This is a genomic window from Candidatus Magnetobacterium casense, assembly GCF_019173545.1.
In the GTDB taxonomy this organism is placed as follows: domain Bacteria; phylum Nitrospirota; class Thermodesulfovibrionia; order Thermodesulfovibrionales; family Magnetobacteriaceae; genus Magnetobacterium; species Magnetobacterium cryptolimnobacter.
Genome location: NZ_JABXWD010000033.1, coordinates 1 through 16,345, shown reverse-complemented (window position 1 = coordinate 16,345; position 16,345 = coordinate 1). Strand labels below are relative to the sequence as shown.

At 47.8% G+C, this 16,345-nt stretch carries 15 protein-coding genes; 2 read left to right on the top strand and 13 right to left on the bottom strand.

The features are described from left to right. Positions 1–10: 10 nt before the first annotated feature. Entirely contained in the window at positions 11–451 is a 441-nt protein-coding gene (locus HWQ67_RS03205; protein WP_218251205.1) for a type II toxin-antitoxin system VapC family toxin, read from the bottom strand. Between the two features lie 15 nt (positions 452–466). Next, the gene (locus tag HWQ67_RS03200; RefSeq protein ID WP_218251204.1) at positions 467–724 is read right to left on the bottom strand and encodes an antitoxin AF2212-like protein; all 258 of its coding nucleotides are present in this window, start codon (positions 722–724) and stop codon (positions 467–469) included. Between the two features lie 825 nt (positions 725–1,549). On the opposite strand from HWQ67_RS03200, the gene HWQ67_RS03195 reads away from it, so the two are divergent. Further along, complete coding sequence (locus HWQ67_RS03195) at positions 1,550–1,744, top strand: hypothetical protein (protein WP_218251203.1); 195 nt, start codon at positions 1,550–1,552, stop codon at positions 1,742–1,744. Positions 1,745–2,095: 351 nt separating this feature from the next. Here HWQ67_RS03195 and HWQ67_RS03190 read toward each other — a convergent pair whose 3' ends face one another. The 3 genes from HWQ67_RS03190 to nrfH are packed head-to-tail and all read right to left on the bottom strand — an operon-like array spanning position 2,096 to position 5,328. Continuing rightward, positions 2,096–3,388, bottom strand: a complete 1,293-nt coding sequence (locus HWQ67_RS03190; RefSeq protein ID WP_255317085.1) for an ammonium transporter — start codon at positions 3,386–3,388, stop codon at positions 2,096–2,098. A 22-nt stretch (positions 3,389–3,410) separates the two neighbouring features. Continuing rightward, positions 3,411–4,829, bottom strand: a complete 1,419-nt coding sequence (locus HWQ67_RS03185) for an ammonia-forming cytochrome c nitrite reductase subunit c552 (RefSeq protein WP_218251202.1) — start codon at positions 4,827–4,829, stop codon at positions 3,411–3,413. 43 nt (positions 4,830–4,872) lie between these two features. Then, positions 4,873–5,328, bottom strand: a complete 456-nt coding sequence (gene nrfH / locus HWQ67_RS03180; RefSeq protein ID WP_218251201.1) for a cytochrome c nitrite reductase small subunit — start codon at positions 5,326–5,328, stop codon at positions 4,873–4,875. 192 nt (positions 5,329–5,520) lie between these two features. Here nrfH and HWQ67_RS03175 point away from each other — a divergent pair, with 192 nt between their 5' ends. Continuing rightward, complete coding sequence (locus HWQ67_RS03175; protein ID WP_218251200.1) at positions 5,521–5,937, top strand: archease; 417 nt, start codon at positions 5,521–5,523, stop codon at positions 5,935–5,937. Between the two features lie 83 nt (positions 5,938–6,020). On the opposite strand, the gene HWQ67_RS03170 is transcribed toward HWQ67_RS03175, so the two are convergent. The 8 genes from HWQ67_RS03170 to HWQ67_RS03135 all read right to left on the bottom strand — a co-directional run. Continuing rightward, a complete protein-coding gene (locus HWQ67_RS03170) occupies positions 6,021–7,358 on the bottom strand; it encodes a c-type cytochrome (RefSeq protein WP_218251199.1) in 1,338 nt (445 codons plus the stop codon). Positions 7,359–7,484: 126 nt separating this feature from the next. After that, entirely contained in the window at positions 7,485–8,183 is a 699-nt protein-coding gene (locus HWQ67_RS03165; RefSeq protein ID WP_218251198.1) for a TorD/DmsD family molecular chaperone, read from the bottom strand. Between the two features lie 2 nt (positions 8,184–8,185). Next, the gene (locus tag HWQ67_RS03160; RefSeq protein ID WP_218251197.1) at positions 8,186–9,058 is read right to left on the bottom strand and encodes an ethylbenzene dehydrogenase-related protein; all 873 of its coding nucleotides are present in this window, start codon (positions 9,056–9,058) and stop codon (positions 8,186–8,188) included. 18 nt (positions 9,059–9,076) lie between these two features. Further along, complete coding sequence (locus HWQ67_RS03155) at positions 9,077–10,204, bottom strand: 4Fe-4S dicluster domain-containing protein (RefSeq protein ID WP_255317086.1); 1,128 nt, start codon at positions 10,202–10,204, stop codon at positions 9,077–9,079. A 20-nt stretch (positions 10,205–10,224) separates the two neighbouring features. After that, a complete protein-coding gene (locus HWQ67_RS03150; protein ID WP_218251195.1) occupies positions 10,225–13,695 on the bottom strand; it encodes a molybdopterin-dependent oxidoreductase in 3,471 nt (1,156 codons plus the stop codon). Between the two features lie 20 nt (positions 13,696–13,715). Next, on the bottom strand, positions 13,716–15,272 hold the full coding sequence (locus tag HWQ67_RS03145; RefSeq protein WP_218251194.1) for a cytochrome b N-terminal domain-containing protein: 1,557 nt from the start codon (positions 15,270–15,272) through the stop codon (positions 13,716–13,718). A gap of 12 nt (positions 15,273–15,284) precedes the next feature. Further along, positions 15,285–15,761: a ubiquinol-cytochrome c reductase iron-sulfur subunit gene (locus tag HWQ67_RS03140; protein WP_218251193.1), complete on the bottom strand. Its 477-nt coding sequence runs from the start codon at positions 15,759–15,761 to the stop codon at positions 15,285–15,287. Further along, positions 15,754–16,345: 4Fe-4S binding protein (locus HWQ67_RS03135; RefSeq protein WP_218251192.1), on the bottom strand; the 592-nt coding region annotated here is incomplete at its 5' end. The genes HWQ67_RS03135 and HWQ67_RS03140, both read right to left, overlap by 8 nt.

Genomic DNA, 16,345 nt, shown 5'->3' with positions numbered 1-16,345 from the left:
TTGTAACAGCTTATACGATAGCCCAGTTTTCATGTGCAAAATCTGAACATATCGTTGTCAGAGTGGTAAATATTGTGTCATTGCTTACTAAAATACATTTTTCTGCTATAGATGATGCTGCTAAAATAAAATCAATATTGTGTCTCTCAATGGATTTCTCGCTAATTCCAACATTTGTTTTATATGCCGCTTTTATATCTCCAAAGATTTCAGTGCTTTTTTCTGTTAAGGGAAGAATTGGAAAGTTATTCTTTACAGATTTCTTTAGAACTGATAATATGTTTGATTTATCTCTTCCCAACAAGGCAATGCCATATTCTATCTCATAGAGAGTAAGCAAGGATACATAGATAATACTGGTATCAGGTATTTCAGACAACTTCTTAATAGCTGGCTTATGAAATAATGAAAATATATCCTCCATATATGCGACAATGTTTGTGTCTAACAAGTATTTTTTCATAATTTATTTAGAAAAACTGCTTTTAAAAATAAAGTCATCTCTAAATGTTTTTGTAAATTGCAAGAACTCCTCACTTTGCCCTTCCAACAAATTCTCCTCTGCCATTACCTGTGCGATTTTTGCCCATTTGCCTGTAACGAGAGTGTCATTCTCATCATTTTCTATCGTTACTTTCAGTCTCATGCCCTCCGGTAATTCCACTTTTTCTATAGGTTCTATCGTGCCGTGTGATACCATTGCTCTAAAGGTTATTGTAGCCATTTTCATCCTCTCCTACTGATAGCGTCTCGGCTGTTCTCAGGGTGAACATCACCAGCTCTATAGGTAAATTATAACATATGTATTAGGAAAAAACATATTTTGCCCATATAAATGCAACAAAATCCGGACTCCGGTATATTCCCAATCGCTGCTTCTCAGTTAGTTCCATTTTTTTTATTATAGGGGAGGCAGGCTTCACAAGGTCAGTGACACAAGGCAAATCGGGGGAGGCAAATCGGGGGACACAATACTTAATTATTCCCCCTGAGTTTTGTCGCGGAATTAAGCATTGTGTTCCCTGAACGTCCCCCCCTGAACGCTCATCTTGACAATAGAATTCCGGAGATGCTAAACTGAAGTTAGCAGGCGAAACGGAGACAGGCTCTACTGGAGAGCAATCTGTCGAGGGATGGCGTGTTGGGACTAATCAGACGGTTAGCAGAGCGTGGACGAAAGTTTACGCTCTACAAAAACCTTAACCGGATGAAAGATCTCTTATGCCTTAAAAACTCGTCCTTTAGGTATGAATACTTCTGAGCGTAACTGCTCTCATTGCATCTTACATTGTGAATCGGATTTGTCCAATCCACACTGAACCAAGACAAAAGGTTGAAACAACTAAGAGGGTCGGCAAATAATTGGAGGGTCGCTATGTTTAACAGGATTGTACTGAGTGTGGTGTGTTTGTTGGTAAGCTTGGTAGTTTTAAGAGTTGGGTTAGCAGATGGGGCTTATCAGTTTGATCGTATGTGGCCAAGTATATCACAACACTGGTTTTTTGGTAACACAGCTGCTGTAGCAGTGGATAAAACAGGTAACTTTTATGTGGTAGATAGAGAATTTAACCGTATCAAGAAGTTCACCGCTGACGGAATATTTATCACCAGGTGGGGAGATAAAGGAACCGGTGACGGGCAGTTTAAGTACCCAACCGGCATTACAGTGGATTCATCAGGCTATGTATACGTGGTTGATACCTGGAACAATCGAATCCAAAAGTTCATCTCTGACGGAAAGTAGTGTCCTTTGGAATGAGGGACGGCCTTAAACAAGGCAGTCGAGAGGGGACGACGCAAATCAGGGTAAGCGTCAAGAAAACCCCATCTTTAACAATAGAAAAAGGAGGTGTCATAATGAGCCGAAACAAGGAGGTTCATGATGACGAGCAAAGGAAGAAGTATCACTCTCAAAGGAATCTATCTATTGGAGGGCGCACATAGAGGCATGGCAGGCGAGTGGCAAGACTCAGACAGAGTAATGTCGGCAGCATGAGATGAAGCTAAAAGCATTCGCCTATCAGAATCTGATAAAGAAAATTAATTCTTATAAAAATTTTAATTGTGGATTGTGTCTGAGTTCATTTCTTGACAGTTATAATATGAAACCGCTTTCGCCGTGCTGTGCTTTGTCTATTCCTGTGTATTCAGTTTCTTCATCGACCCTCAGACCAATTGAGATATCAACAGTTTTCAATACGACAAAAGAGGCTGTAAAAACAAATATGTATGTTCCTAACACGGCTATCACCTGTATGGCTAAAACTGGCGGGTTTCCATAGAACACGCCATTGACTCCAAGGGGATTTACCGCTTGGGAGGCGAATAGTCCGGCAGCTGCAGCACCCCATGTGCCACCTACCCCATGAATGCAAACTACGTCTAAAGAATCGTCGTAACCAAACCGTTGCTTTAGCATTACGGCTATGTAACATAACAACCCTGCCACCGCCCCAATGACAATAGAAGCCATGGGAGTTACATATCCGGCAGCAGGCGTTATCGCAACAAGACCCGTAATCGCCCCACTGACAATCCCAAGTACGGTAGGCCTTCCCACGTGCCGCCACTCGATAAATAGCCATGCAAGGGCCGCCGCCCCTGCCGCAGTATTCGTCGAAACGAGGGCAGTGGCAGCAACCCCGCCCGTAGAGCCTGCATTACCGGCATTAAATCCAAACCAGCCAAACCACAACAACCCGCCGCCAAGCACTGTAAGCGGTAGATTATTAGGAGGCATTGCCATAACGCCATACCCCCTTCGTTTTCCTATTATTATCAGGGCAGCAACAGCGCTGACAGCCGCGCTTATGTGGACCACCACACCACCCGCAAAATCAAGCACTCCCATTATCTCCCCCATCCACCCCCCACCCCACATCCAATGGCACACTGGTGCATATACAAAGGTTACCCAGAGCACCGTAAAGACAAGCAGTGCGGAAAACTTCATCCTCTCGGCAAATACCCCTGTTATTATCGCAGGCGTTATTGCCGCGAACATCCCCTGGTACATTGCAAATATGAGATGCGGCACTGTACCAGCCCTCTGGGCAGACTCTTCACTGATGCCATTAAGCATAAACCAGTTAAGGCCCCCTATCACGCCGCCTATGTCCGGCCCAAAGGCAAGCGTATACCCCCAGAGTACCCATATCACGCTCACAACGCTGAGTATCGCAAAGCCCTGTATCATCGTACCAAGGACGTTTTTCCTCCTCACCATGCCTCCGTAAAAAAGCCCTATGCCCGGCGTCATAAGCATCACAAGGGCCGTTGACGCCAACATCCACGCAGTATTGCCGCTGTCTATCGCTGACTCTGCCGCGGCCTCGGCTACCGCAGGCAACAGAGACAACGCCGTTAGAAGAAATGCTATTTTTTTCATCACGCCCTCCTTACTCTTTGTTTCATTTTTCGTTTATTAAGGCGGCTCTCTTACGAATGCCAGATTTAAAACCGATCTTGCTGTCAGGAGATTTATATCTCTGTGCAACGATTTCGTCGATTAACGCCATGTTGAACTCAAGCGGTGTTGCTGACATCTTTATGACGGCCTCTCTTGCATGCATTTCAGCCTGACGCCCGATATCAATGGCATCGCCAAGGACGCGCAACGCCTCCGTAGGATTGTGGAAACCCATACTGTTTTCCGCCCCTATCCAGGTACATCTATAGTATGCCTCTTCGTAGAGGGCCTTTGCCTTATTTATCGAGGCATTATCCATCAGCGGGATATTCCCGGCGGCCTCTATGGTCAACGCCGCGGCCGCTAAGGTATAGCCGGCCTTTGTGAACATATGATTAACCCTGTCCTGAATATTCAAGACCTGTTCTTTCAGCCACCTGGCGTCCTGGTTATGACACTGCATACACGCCTTCATGTCCTTTTTCATCGGACTTTCCCATCTGTGAGAGGATATCTTCTCCCGTCCTACCCTCTCATAGGGCATGTGGCAATCGGCACAGGCAACACCTGCCGCCCAATGTACGCTGCCAGCCGATGAATATAGCTCAAACTCTGGATGGCGGACGTGTCCTAACTCCTGTGCCGTAGGTTTGTGTTTCCACTCTTTCAAGCCTTCGTCTTTGATTTGCCTTATAACCGATTCGATAGTTATATTACCCCACTTGCCGTTTTTCCACGGAAATACCAGACCTATGGATTTCCCGTCCTTGTCCTTTGGTATCGAGTAATCTACGTGACACTGGGCACAGACGAGAGAACGTTTTTCCTGTCTCGTTAATTTTTCGGGGTCTTTTCCTATCGACTTCAATGCCTCTATCAGCGTGTGGCGGCTTATGCGCAAATCCATCGTAGCAGGGTCATGGCAATCGAGACAGACAAGCCCAAGCCGCTTGTGTTTGTCTGGAATTTCATTTAATACCGCATCGTATGGTCTGCTGAAGTAATCGATGTCGAGCTTTTTCCGCAACTCAGGAGCATAGGGGGTCTTACACGTCAGACATACCCCGCCGGCCTTTTTACGCGAGCCGTCAATACTTAACTGGTCTTTCATCATCTCCGTATGTCCGTTGGGTTCGTTATATTCTATTCCAAAACCCCAGCCGTCAAACAGGACAAACTGAAATGGCCACGGGCTCAACCGACACTGTCCGTCGCTTTTGTATTTGCTGTGGTCTTTAGATATTTCGGAGTTTTTCAGATAGCTGTCATAGTGGTTCGGGAATTTACGCCCCCATACTGCCGGGTCTTTCTCCCCTTCAGCAATTTTTATCGCCGAGACAGCAGTCTTTGGCTCATTTGAGCACCCCGCAATAATCGACATCATCCAAAGCACCACGACGCAGTAAATTATCTTTCTCATTAGTGAATACCTCCTGCCCACAGTATTTTCATATCCCAGAATTTTAATACCCGTGGAATACCCTACGATGGCATTCCCAACACTTTCTGTCGTTTGTGTGTATATTAGCCAGCATCAGTGTATGGCATCTCACGCAATTTTTCTTGATCGTGTCCTGTCCATGTTTCGATATCCTTATGGGGTCGGGCGCGGCGTCAAAAAAATAGGCGTAACTATGGTAGATACCATCTCTGGTCTTACCGGCCAGCTTTGTGACTATACTTTGCTGCGGCAAGTGGCAATCCCCGCAGCCAGCACCTGAGCGGTGAACCGAATGAGTCCAGTTCTGATATTCCTTTTTCATCGTATGGCACGAAATACAAAATTCAGACTGGCTCGAATATACCCACGCACTTCTGACCGCAAGCGGCAACAACGGCACGACGATGGTAACAAGAATAATAATTACGAGCATCCTCCTCTGAATCTTGCGAAGCGGGGCCCTTCTTATTACCTTCATCGTATAACACCTCTCTGATCAGATTAATGAAACTGCTGCGCCCACAAGAGCAAATATCATGCCTGTATGAATATCCCCTATTAATGCGCTAATTGACAGAGGGCTACACGAGATGCTACATACGAAATTGTCTCATAGCTACATTTATGTATGCATCTGGATTCATTCGTCAATTTTATGTTAATTTAAGACATGGAAAATGTGGAGATACTGGACATATCGGGTGATTTAGGAATCAACGTACTTGGCCAAACGCTTGAGGATATCTTTATAAATGCCGCAATTGGATTTTATTCACTAACAACTTCAATTGAGACCGTCAATGCGATAACTACGATACAGGTAAAAGTCATGGAGGACACAACGGAAAGGCTTTTAGTCGCATGGCTTAACGAACTCATATACATATTTGATACGGATGGGTTTATTGGAAAGAAAGTAACTATAGAATCTCTGGACGGCCGCCACATCCTCGCTACACTCAATGGTGAGTATTTTAATCCGGAAAAACACGAATGTGGTCTACTGATAAAGGCGGCGACGTACCACAAGCTGCAACTTGAGAAGGGCGCCGCAGGCTGGAGCGCCGTAATAATATTCGACATCTGACTGCTTCTCTGACCACATCTTTGGTATGAGGCAACAGCCAGCCGCCACATGGTGACGGAAGGCTGTTGTCTTAGTTTTTTAAATCACTTCTTTGTCGAAAGCGTCTTGACGTATGCCACTACATCGGCGATGTTTTCGTTAGTCAATCCGGCCCCGTTGGGTCCAAATGCCGCCATGTGGGTGCCCTCTCTTCCGTCGCGCAGCGTTATTGCAAGGAACTCCGCCGTTGCCCCTTTCTGAACCACGGGATTTCTCAGGTTAAGCCCTACGCCGCCCTCTCCTTTTTTGCCGTGGCAGCTTACGCATCGTACCCTATACAGCTCTTCGCCATTTCTTATATCAGGTTTATACGCGGCAAAATCAAATGCCTCCGATGCCTCCGCAGGTTTATCCTTTATTATATAATCAACTATTTTATCGATCTGTGCATTTGTAAGACCTGCGGCAGACGATTTCCATGCCGTCATCTGCGTCCCGGCCCGACCCTCTTCTATTACTGTCTTAAGATACTTCCTGTCCACCGCCTTTAAAAACGAAGGATTTTCGATCGATGGAATAGTCCTCTTAAACACCTCGTCGTAAACGCTGTCTTTCCCTGATGCATGGCAGGCTCCACAGTACATCTTATACAAATACTCACCAGTATCAGGAACTTCCGGTTCTTTCAAAAAACGCCTGTATTTCTTTGGTATCTCATCCGAGTGCAGAGACAGTACGTAGGTCGTCAACTGGTCTGTCTCTTCATCGGTAAAATCTGACTTCATCTCGCTTGTGGAGACAATATTTCTTGGGTCGTCGAAGTGTTCTTTCATCCACGAGTATACAGTTTTATCGCCGCGGACATTCTTCATCGGGAAATACGCAACCGGCTGAGACCCTACGCCATCGAGGGCCTTCCCTATAACGCCGCCCACGCCGTTTAGTTTATGGCAGCCCTTGCAGCCGCGCTCCCTAAACAGTACTTCACCCTTTACCACCTTATCACCGCCCTTGTCTTTCAGCATATTGGAGTCATGGCACGAGGCACATGCACTCTGGATATACTTAAGCGGTAATATGGGCAAATCCCAGTGGGTATCGTGTCCGAGGCCATGCGCGTTTTTCATATCCACTGCCCTGCCCTGCCCGTTGTGGCAAATCGTACATCCGAACTTGCTTGACGGATGGTTTTTCAGATATGGCCCGCTGTGCGCCTTTAGCGGTAACAGTGCCTTAGCCATCATAGGATTCTCTACCCCGATGTGACAGCTCGTGCATCTGTCTATACGCTTCAGCCCGCCCAGATAAATCTGCTTGACCTCAATGTCCATCGTCATGGCCGTCTTCTTCGTATCGGCATCCTTGGCGTTGGCTATGGCCAAATCCCTATACTCAAGTTGGTAAGGTTTCCACTGCGGCGACATCTCGCTGTGAATAAACATTACAGTGAATATTATCAGTACAACTCCAGATAAAAAAATCATCCATGAATAATATCTACCGTGCATAATCCTCCCTCTCTGTTACATAAAGTATTTTCTTCTCCATAGAATATTCTCCCGGCTCTCTCATATTTCGCCCGGCAACGGGCCGCAAGACAGCGTATCGCATCTGACGCCGCTCAGGGCCTCTCTCGTTAAATCTTTGTTAAAGAGGGTCTTATCGAGACCATGCCTTTCACACTCTAACGTTAGGACTGCGTCCACAATCCGCCCAAGGCTTTTATATATCTCTCCTCCTTCAAGACTCTCCAGCTGGCGGCAGTAGAAAAACCCCCACCTCGCAAGATGGTCTCTCAAAAATTTTTCCTTCGCGTCAAGCACAATCTCTTCGTGCTCCTTCGACTGGCTGTCCATTGCATATAACGCCTTCGCTGTCAAAAGGGCCATGAACTCAAGTTCTACAGATATATGGTCTATGAGCTCCTTATTATCGGCCGACTCATTGACACTTAAGCCAAAGGCCCTGTAAAAACCCGCAATGTCTGCCAACTCGAATGGCTTCCGCGAGATCTTCTCCGTCAGATACTCGGTCTCGTAGGGGGATATCTGCCCCCCCATGTCGAAATAGTTCAAGTAGTCTGCTCTGAGATCATCGATAGCCCCAAGTTCAAATTGCTCGTTGAAATCATTGACCATCCGCAGTATGTCACCCGTGAAGAGCCTCTCCCTCTCTGAAAGGATGTTCTCTATCGATGACCAGCTAGCCTCTTGGGGATACGAAAGCCCCAGCGAGGCTAACTTATATAGATATACCAGTTCTTCCATGTCTATTTCACCAACACTTCGGCCCACGCCGGGCTTACTGCCTTGCGTCCGCCCCCTTCCAGACGGTGTCCTTCCCACACGGCAAAGGATATAGGCTTTTTCTCTCCGGCCTTGAACTGCACGCTGCCCGCGTCGTTTACCGTCATCGGCCTTTTTACTATAAGCGTCCATGAGCCGTTTTGCCACACGGCCTCTCCAACGGTATTCTCCACGGGTTTGGTCTTATAAGTGCCAGGCCCTTCGGACGTGGCCTCTTCTATTATCTCCTTATGTGCTACAGACAGAGGGTTTTGCGCCGCCCTTCCAGGTATAAACATGTCCTTTTGGGCCTGTGTCTTGTCCGTCCCTACTCCAGAGACCTTGTAGTCAAAGCTGTACATATCGATTGTCATGTTCGGATAGGCCGTGTTTACAGTTTGAACCCCGTCTTTTTGGTCTTTAGACCTCCAGGCCCTCCAGTACATGATGTGTACTGGTTTTTTGGGCTCACCCATAAAATACTCCGGCAGCTGCTCTGAGGAAAGCGGGAACTGTATCGCCGCCGCATCAGAGAAACTTGTTATCTTTAGCACGTCGTCTTTTGTATCGTCTTTCCACGTGAGCCGGAATGCAATGTACTTGCCGTCATTTATCGACTGGACAAACATCTCTTTCACTCCGACCTCCTTTGGTTTTGGTTCGACGAGAAACTGCCTCTGAAGCGGCTGCTTATACGACGCAACACCCTTCCATACCTCGTCGTTTATGCCAACTTTCGAGACGTCTATATCCTTGCGAAACGAGGTAATCTCGACAAAAACCTTCTCTTGCCCATACGCGGCCGACATGGCCGCAAGCACTATCAGCAGTATTAACCATATTTGTTTTCTTATCATTATAGCCTCCAAATCCCCTTAAGGTGTATTTTGCCTGTATGCCTGAAGCTTTTGATCGAAAAATTCCCTCACATACATAGGTTCCGTCACGGGCACCTTCACTATTTCGCCGCCTTTTCCATCATAACCGTATGCGAACTTCTCGTCAACCTTAAACGAAGAGAGGGTTTTTTCCATACTCCCGAATAAAACCAACAGTCCCTTAAGAGTTTGGTCGTTTGGTATATTTTTATACGTCTTTACCGCATTGCCAACACCAGGACCAAACATCTGCTCCATATAGGCTACTGGCGCGTGTATTGGCGGGATGTAGTATATGTTCGACTCCGTTCCGAACTGCGGATATAGCGGCAGTGCCAGTTTTCTCACATGGACTAGATAATCTATAGGATTTTCCTTTACCGCCTTATCTGGCATACTCAGATAACCATGCAGCCTTATCCTTCCTATACAGTTAGTTACACACTGGCTCATCTCTCCCTTTTCCATCTTCGGATAGCACCCTATACACTTCTCGCTTATCCTTGTTTCCACATTAAACATCGGTTTCTTATATGGACACGCACGCACACACTCCCTGTAGCCGCGGCAACGGGCCTGGTCTATTAGAACTATGCCGTCTTCCGGCCTTTTATATATCGCCTTTCTCGGACACGCCGCCACACACGCCGGATAGGTGCAGTGGGCACATGTCCTTGGCAAATAGTACATCCACACCTTGTGGGGCATGGTTATCCAATCGCCTTTATTAACCGCACCGGCTATCTCGTCCTCGCCTATGTTCGGATGGGCCCAGTCCTCATCGGCGGGTATGTGTTGGAGGATTTTCTCATCCTTTTCCGCAGCCTCAAACAGGGTCTTGCCGGCGTATTTATCTCCATGCCATTCCTGCATCCCCAGTTTGGCCAGGATCGCCATATCCCATGCCACCGGATATCCACCATAGGGTTTTGTCTCCACATTGTTCCAAAACATATATTCCTGGCCTTTTCCGGACGTCCATGTCGTTTTACATGCCAGCGAACACGTCTGGCAGGCTATGCACTTATTCAGGTCAAAGATCATGGCCCATTGCTTCTTCGGCCTCACCTGAGGAAACACATATGATGCATTCCTGCCTAATTGCCAGTTAAATACCTTTCTCATTTGCATCGAGGTAGCTCTCCTTATTTTTTAGTGGCTATAAATTTTCCGTTTATAAACGCTAACATGCTTTCGTTTTCCATAGTGGGGCGAATGCCGCTCTTTACCGGCCTCCACGGCCCTTTTCCATCGATGCCGCCGTCTTCAGCCTTCAGGATTGTAACAAAGCCTTCCCTCGGCGCACCATCAGCACAGTGTATATCCGGCTCAAACCCCTTTCCTATCGTCTGGCCAAACATCTCCTTATGCACCAGCGAATCAGTTAGAAGTGTCGGCCTAAGCCACGCCCGTGTCGTACTCTGGTGGCTTCCATAACGGAACATCGCCTGATAGTTCGTCTCAGGGCTTTTCGCAAGGCCGTCCGGCCTGGTCTCATGTCCTTTGACACTGCCTATCGATGCAGGGTAAACGTTGTGCCACATCCTTGTTACCCCACGCGGCGTACCGGGATAGAAGCGTGCCCGGCAGAGAAGCCTTGCGACCTTATAATACTCGTCGGTCTTTTTTGCCCCTCTGTATGGACGATCTTCGGGATCGGCGTCTATATAGACATAGTCGCCGTCATTTACCCCTATCTCTTTAGCGTCCAGCGGGTTTATATCAACATACATCTCCGTAACAAATGGATTCCTCTTGTCGCGCCTGTACATATCGGCAAACGGCCCAAACCAGACGGCTACCAAATCCGTGTCGGACGGGGTCGTATGCGCGCCGTGACGGTACTTCGGCGTATGCAGGATGAACTTATAGCCCTTTTTCATAAGCGGATGCTTTGTCTGCATCAACTCCTCGATTGTCTTTTGTATATTTCTTACCTGTCTTGTATCTGTAGAAAGGTCATTCGTCGAAAACCCCCAGTCCTCCGGCTTTTTCGGCCTAATGGCGGTGTGTTTTTTGCCGACGATTACGTTCGGTTCATAGAATGTCGCGTCTATCGGCTCTCTATAGACAATCATATTTTCGCCATGCTCTATCCACTCGTTTTCGTGGCGGTAGAACTCAAGCCTGCCGGATTTCGTATAATACGGCTTACCCTCGTGAACCTGCTCATAGCTGGATATCCTCGGATACGTGCGGCAGTTCATCAGGGCGGGTTTCCCGTTTTTAGCATCCTCCTCAAGCTTCTGTATCGTATTGCCGGTGAGATTAGCTGAGGCGTTTATTATCCTCTGGGAATATACCTCCATCTTGTCCTCAGTTACAAACTTCCAGTGGTCGGCAAATCTCTTTTCATTTAACTGTTTGCCTAACGCTATGGCAATTCCGGCAAGTATATCGACATCAGGCTTCGTATCGAATATCCTCGGAAGCGGAGTCCTTGGATATACCTGAAGGAACGGATTCGTACAGGATGCCGTAAAATCGTACTTCTTAAACTCCACCGGAGAATCACATCCATACACTATATCTGCATATTCGCAGGAAGCTGTCCACCAGTATTCAGCCACGGTTATCATCTCGAAGCCTCTCAATGTGTTTAGCACTACATCGTAGTGGCCCTTGGCGTTTCCTATCAGCGAGTTGGAGTTATTTATCATCATTACCTTTGACGGTGTATTCATATGGGTCTTGCCAGCAAACAGATGCCCCCCTACACGCAACGTCCTGTCGCCGTAGTTAAAATAGTGGGCGGACTCATATTTAAGGAATTTCTTGATCTTCGACTTTTTTGCCGGGTCAAGTTCCTGGTCGAAGGGATTCTCCATAACATACGTGGCCATACCGCCTATTAATGCCCCCCTGAAGTTGCCGGCATAGCTTCCTACGTTGCCGCCAGGATAACCCAGGTTGCGTGTCAGCGCGCTTACAAAAAATATCGCCCTGTCTTTTAGATCGTTGTTAAAGAACTGGTTCGTCCCCATACCAGTTGTAAACAGCGTTTGTTCCTTATTGTTGGCAATTTGCCTGGCGAGAGATATTACCGCATCCTTCGGAGCCCACGTTATCGTCTCCACTTGTTCAGGGGTATAGTTTTCGTTCACGTATTCTTTCATAAGATCAAATACGGGGCGTACCTGAATCTTTTTTCCATCTACCGTAGTTATATCGAACACCCCTTCGAGTTTTGGGTCTGCCGGCATCTGGTCGCCAAAGTCATCCCTGCTGATGGGTACGGGGGCGTTTTTCTTTACGTCCCAAACGACAAAGTCCTGCCATTCGTTAAACAGCGCCTCTGCTATATACTGATCTCCTTGTTCTTTTACCATCGGGGGCTTTACGTCCTTTCCCATGACATTAGTCTTTCTCGTTGCGTTTTTCCTCTTATAACCAGCTATCACATCCTCTGGACGCAGGAGCTTAAGATTGTCAAGCCTAACCAGAAACGGCAAGTCCGTATTCTTCTTTACGTTGTTCACATCGTAGAGATTTTCCTTTATGATTACCTGCGCAAGGCCCAACGTAAAGGCGGGGTCAGTGCCTGGCCTTATCACAATTACCTCATCCGCACGGCACGCGGTTGCCGGATACTCCACGGTAATCACCACTACTTTGGAGCCTTTCAACCTGGCCTCTGTCATCCAATGCGCGTCGGGCATCTTTGTTGTTATCCAGTTCAGGCCCCATACGAGGATGAGTTTTGCCCTCTCTACCGCAAACAGCTCAAACTCGTTGGTCTGTGCCCCGGTAACCATCGGGTGTCCTGGCGGAAGGTCCGTGTGCCACGTATAACTGTCCCAACCGCGGGCGCCTACTGCATCTTCAGGCTTGACGTTCCTTACCTTCACATCCAGCAGGGCCAGCATATTGGCAAACCTGTAGTATCCAAATATCCTCGTAGCGCCAAGTAATGCCATGCCGCCCCTTAACTTAAAGGTCTGCACCCCGGCTCCATGCACCGCGTCCACAACGGCGGGGTCGTATCCCTGCTTCGTCAAATACTTCGTACCCTGTTCACCTGAATATGCCTCTGCGATGTTGCGCAGGGCCTTGGCCGTAATGTCATAGACCTCATCCCATGAGATCTTCTGCCACTTGTCATCACCGCGCCTCATATACTCAACCGGAGGTTTCCCGGTTTCCTTGTCCCTTGGAAAACCCTTGTCGACCCAGTCCTTAAAGCCCTTTCTTATCATAGCGGTCTTTACGCGCCTGTCACCGTAGAGCCTCCTTACCAGGCCTATGCCCTTTTGGCAGATGCGCGGGTCCCAGCGGTGTGAGGCCTTATTACCGTATAAGTCCGTGGCCTCGCCGTATTTATAGGACGGGCTTATCCTCGTTACTACGCCGTTTTTTACGTGTGCCTTCAGCAGGCAGTTGTGTGTGTCATTGGGGGCGCAGAGGAAGTGGAAATTGCTGTCCTCCTGGTAGATATTTCTAAAAATCTTCTCCCAGTCCCTGTTCGGATACTGCTCAAGGGGGTTTGATGCGTTTGACTCGAGCATTCCCAACACATTGACATTTAACCCTGCAAGCATCAGCCCGCCGCCAGCAAACGTCAGAAACTGCCGCCGTGTTATCTCATGTCCCTTTTTCTCGTTTTTATCGTCATTCATACAATACTCTCCCGTTTATTTTAATGTATCGGCCACTGGCTCTTTGACCAGTAAAAGGCCCAGTTCGGCCCTCTGAGTTCCGTTCCTATATAGGTTAGGATCAAATAGCTGACTAAAAACATCGTAAACAATGCTATAGCACCCATCCTCGTCGAGCCAGTCTTGCCAGTCACAAACACCGCCCACAGTATCATAAACCCTACCCAAATCACCCCTGGATTTATAAAGGTTATCACTATCTGTGGTATGTCCGGCCACCATTTTCTAAACCAACCAAAGGCTATCACAAACGCCATCAGGCCGACTAAGACAATAGTCCCCACAATGAGTGCCTCAATGGCAACCGACTTTCCCTGCTTCCCTGAAAACCATATACCTATTTTGTCATTCTCTCTGTCCAAAAACGGTATCAATGCCAGCCCCAGCAAGGCTATCGTTGGAAGCCCCACTCCACCCATAAAGGCCGAATACGAAAGCAGCTCCTGCAAACCCAGAAAATACCACGGCGCCTTGGCCGGATTCTCAGGGATCATTGCGTTGGCCAGCTCCTTTAGCGGTGCGTCAATATAAAACGAATACGCTATTACACCTGCCATGCAGAGCATAAATACCGCGGCCTCCGCAACCATAAGGTTTGGCCAGCTCAACACCGTATGCTCCACATCCTGGTTCACTGCGGGGGTCTTGCCCTTAGCCAGTTCCATTAACCCGTAGGTCTTGTTTGGAGTGAATATCCCCCCCTTTTTGTCCGGCACTATCACATATTTATTATCATCATACTTTGCAACGTAGTTAGAGGGCTTTGTCAGACCGCCGTCTTTTCTAATCCTCCAGAAGTGTACCCCAATGATCACCAACAGGACTACCGGCAAGAACACCACATGCAGCAGATACACCCTCGTAAGGGCCTCCTTCCCCGGTGTGTGGCCGGCTAAAAACAGCTCCTTTGAAAACCCGCCCATGTCGAAATACTTGGTCAACCCCAGCGAATCGGTTAGCTCCTTGGGCGATTGCATTATGTTGGAGACAATCACCAAGGCCCAGTATGAAAGCTGATCCCACGGTAGCAAGTATCCGGATAGATTTAGCGCGAAGGTCAATATCAGCAACACAATTCCTACAAGCCAGTTAAACTCCCGTCCGCTCTTATACGAATTAGTATAAAATACCCTGGCCATGTGCAAAAACACAAACACTATCATTCCCTCACCGGCCCATTTGTGTGAATTCCTTATAAGTTTACCCGCAAAAACGACAAAATTAATGTCCTTAACGCTGTTATAGGCGTTTTCTATCGACGGATTATAATAAACCATCAGGGCAACGCCCGAGCCGACCGTTATCAGGCACAAAAACATCGATATAAGCCCCATGCCGAGTGTATACCCAGGTCTCAATGAGTTTATATGCGTCTTAACGCTGTGAATGTGCAGGAAGAAATTGTTGACCATTATGGCAGCCCTCGACATATCGGACGTGGGCTTGCCAGCCCTGAAAAACGACCCTGCAAACGAACACCAAATCGCCTTCAGGTTATCTGCCAATGCACCTATACCTGAATTTTTTGACTCACTCATTGTTCCTCCAAATCATGCAATCTTAAATAGTGTCCCAACCGGAACTTCTTTTGCCGTATCTACGTCAAGGCTTCCATCTACATCGCGGCTTATCTGGAGCCATGGGAGACCTCTTGGCGCCGGCCCGCCGGACACCTTGCCATTTTTATTAAATTCGGAGCCGTGGCACGGACATGCAAAACCGGTATCCGTTAGCGCAACCAAACATCCCAGATGGGTACACACACTGGATATGGCGTATAGCCCCTCTTCGCTGGAAAACACAAACACACCCTTTTCGTCAAACTTGCTCACTACTCCGACGGGGAAGTTGTCCGCCGTTCCGATTTTAAACTTCGTTGCCTCTTCATACTCTACCTTTGGTTTTAAAAACCTGAACAATCCCGCGAACACGGCCGCTAGGGACAAAAAAGCCGCGCCTATGGCCGCCGCATTTAAAAATTCCCGTCTTGTTATAACCGTGTCCTTATGCTGAGCCTCACTACTCATCGATTAAAACCTCCTTAAATGAAAATCGCTCCATCGTTATCGCATCGACGGGACAACGTTTTGCACATAAACTGCATCTTATACACCTGTCCTCATCTTTTACTATCGCACTGCCTGAACCTATCGGTTCCTTCCCAAATCTTGCCTTGTAAAGCATCGTGAGCGTCTCGCTCGCCCTGATTCTATCCAGGCTGACGAGCTTCAAACAATACTCCGGACATACGTCGGCACACCCGCCGCACAGTATGCACTTGTTGCCATCAAATATCGTGTTTACCGCACAGTTTAGACACCTTTTTCCCTGAATCTCTGCCTCATCCTTTGCGTACCCTGTCTCTACCAGCGTAAATACATCCTTAAGCCGTGCCTCTGCCGCCTCGGCACCCGTCCCAACCCTCGGCAATTTCTCATAATCCCAATACTGGGCTGCCACGTTATCAGGCACTGTCATATGCCTTTCTTCGATCTTAACTTCCGGTTTCGCCGCACTTATATACTCGTGTACCGCCATAGCTGCCGTCTTGCCCGAGGCTACGGCATCGATTATCAGCTTCGGCCCGTACGCCAAGTCCCCCGCTACGAAA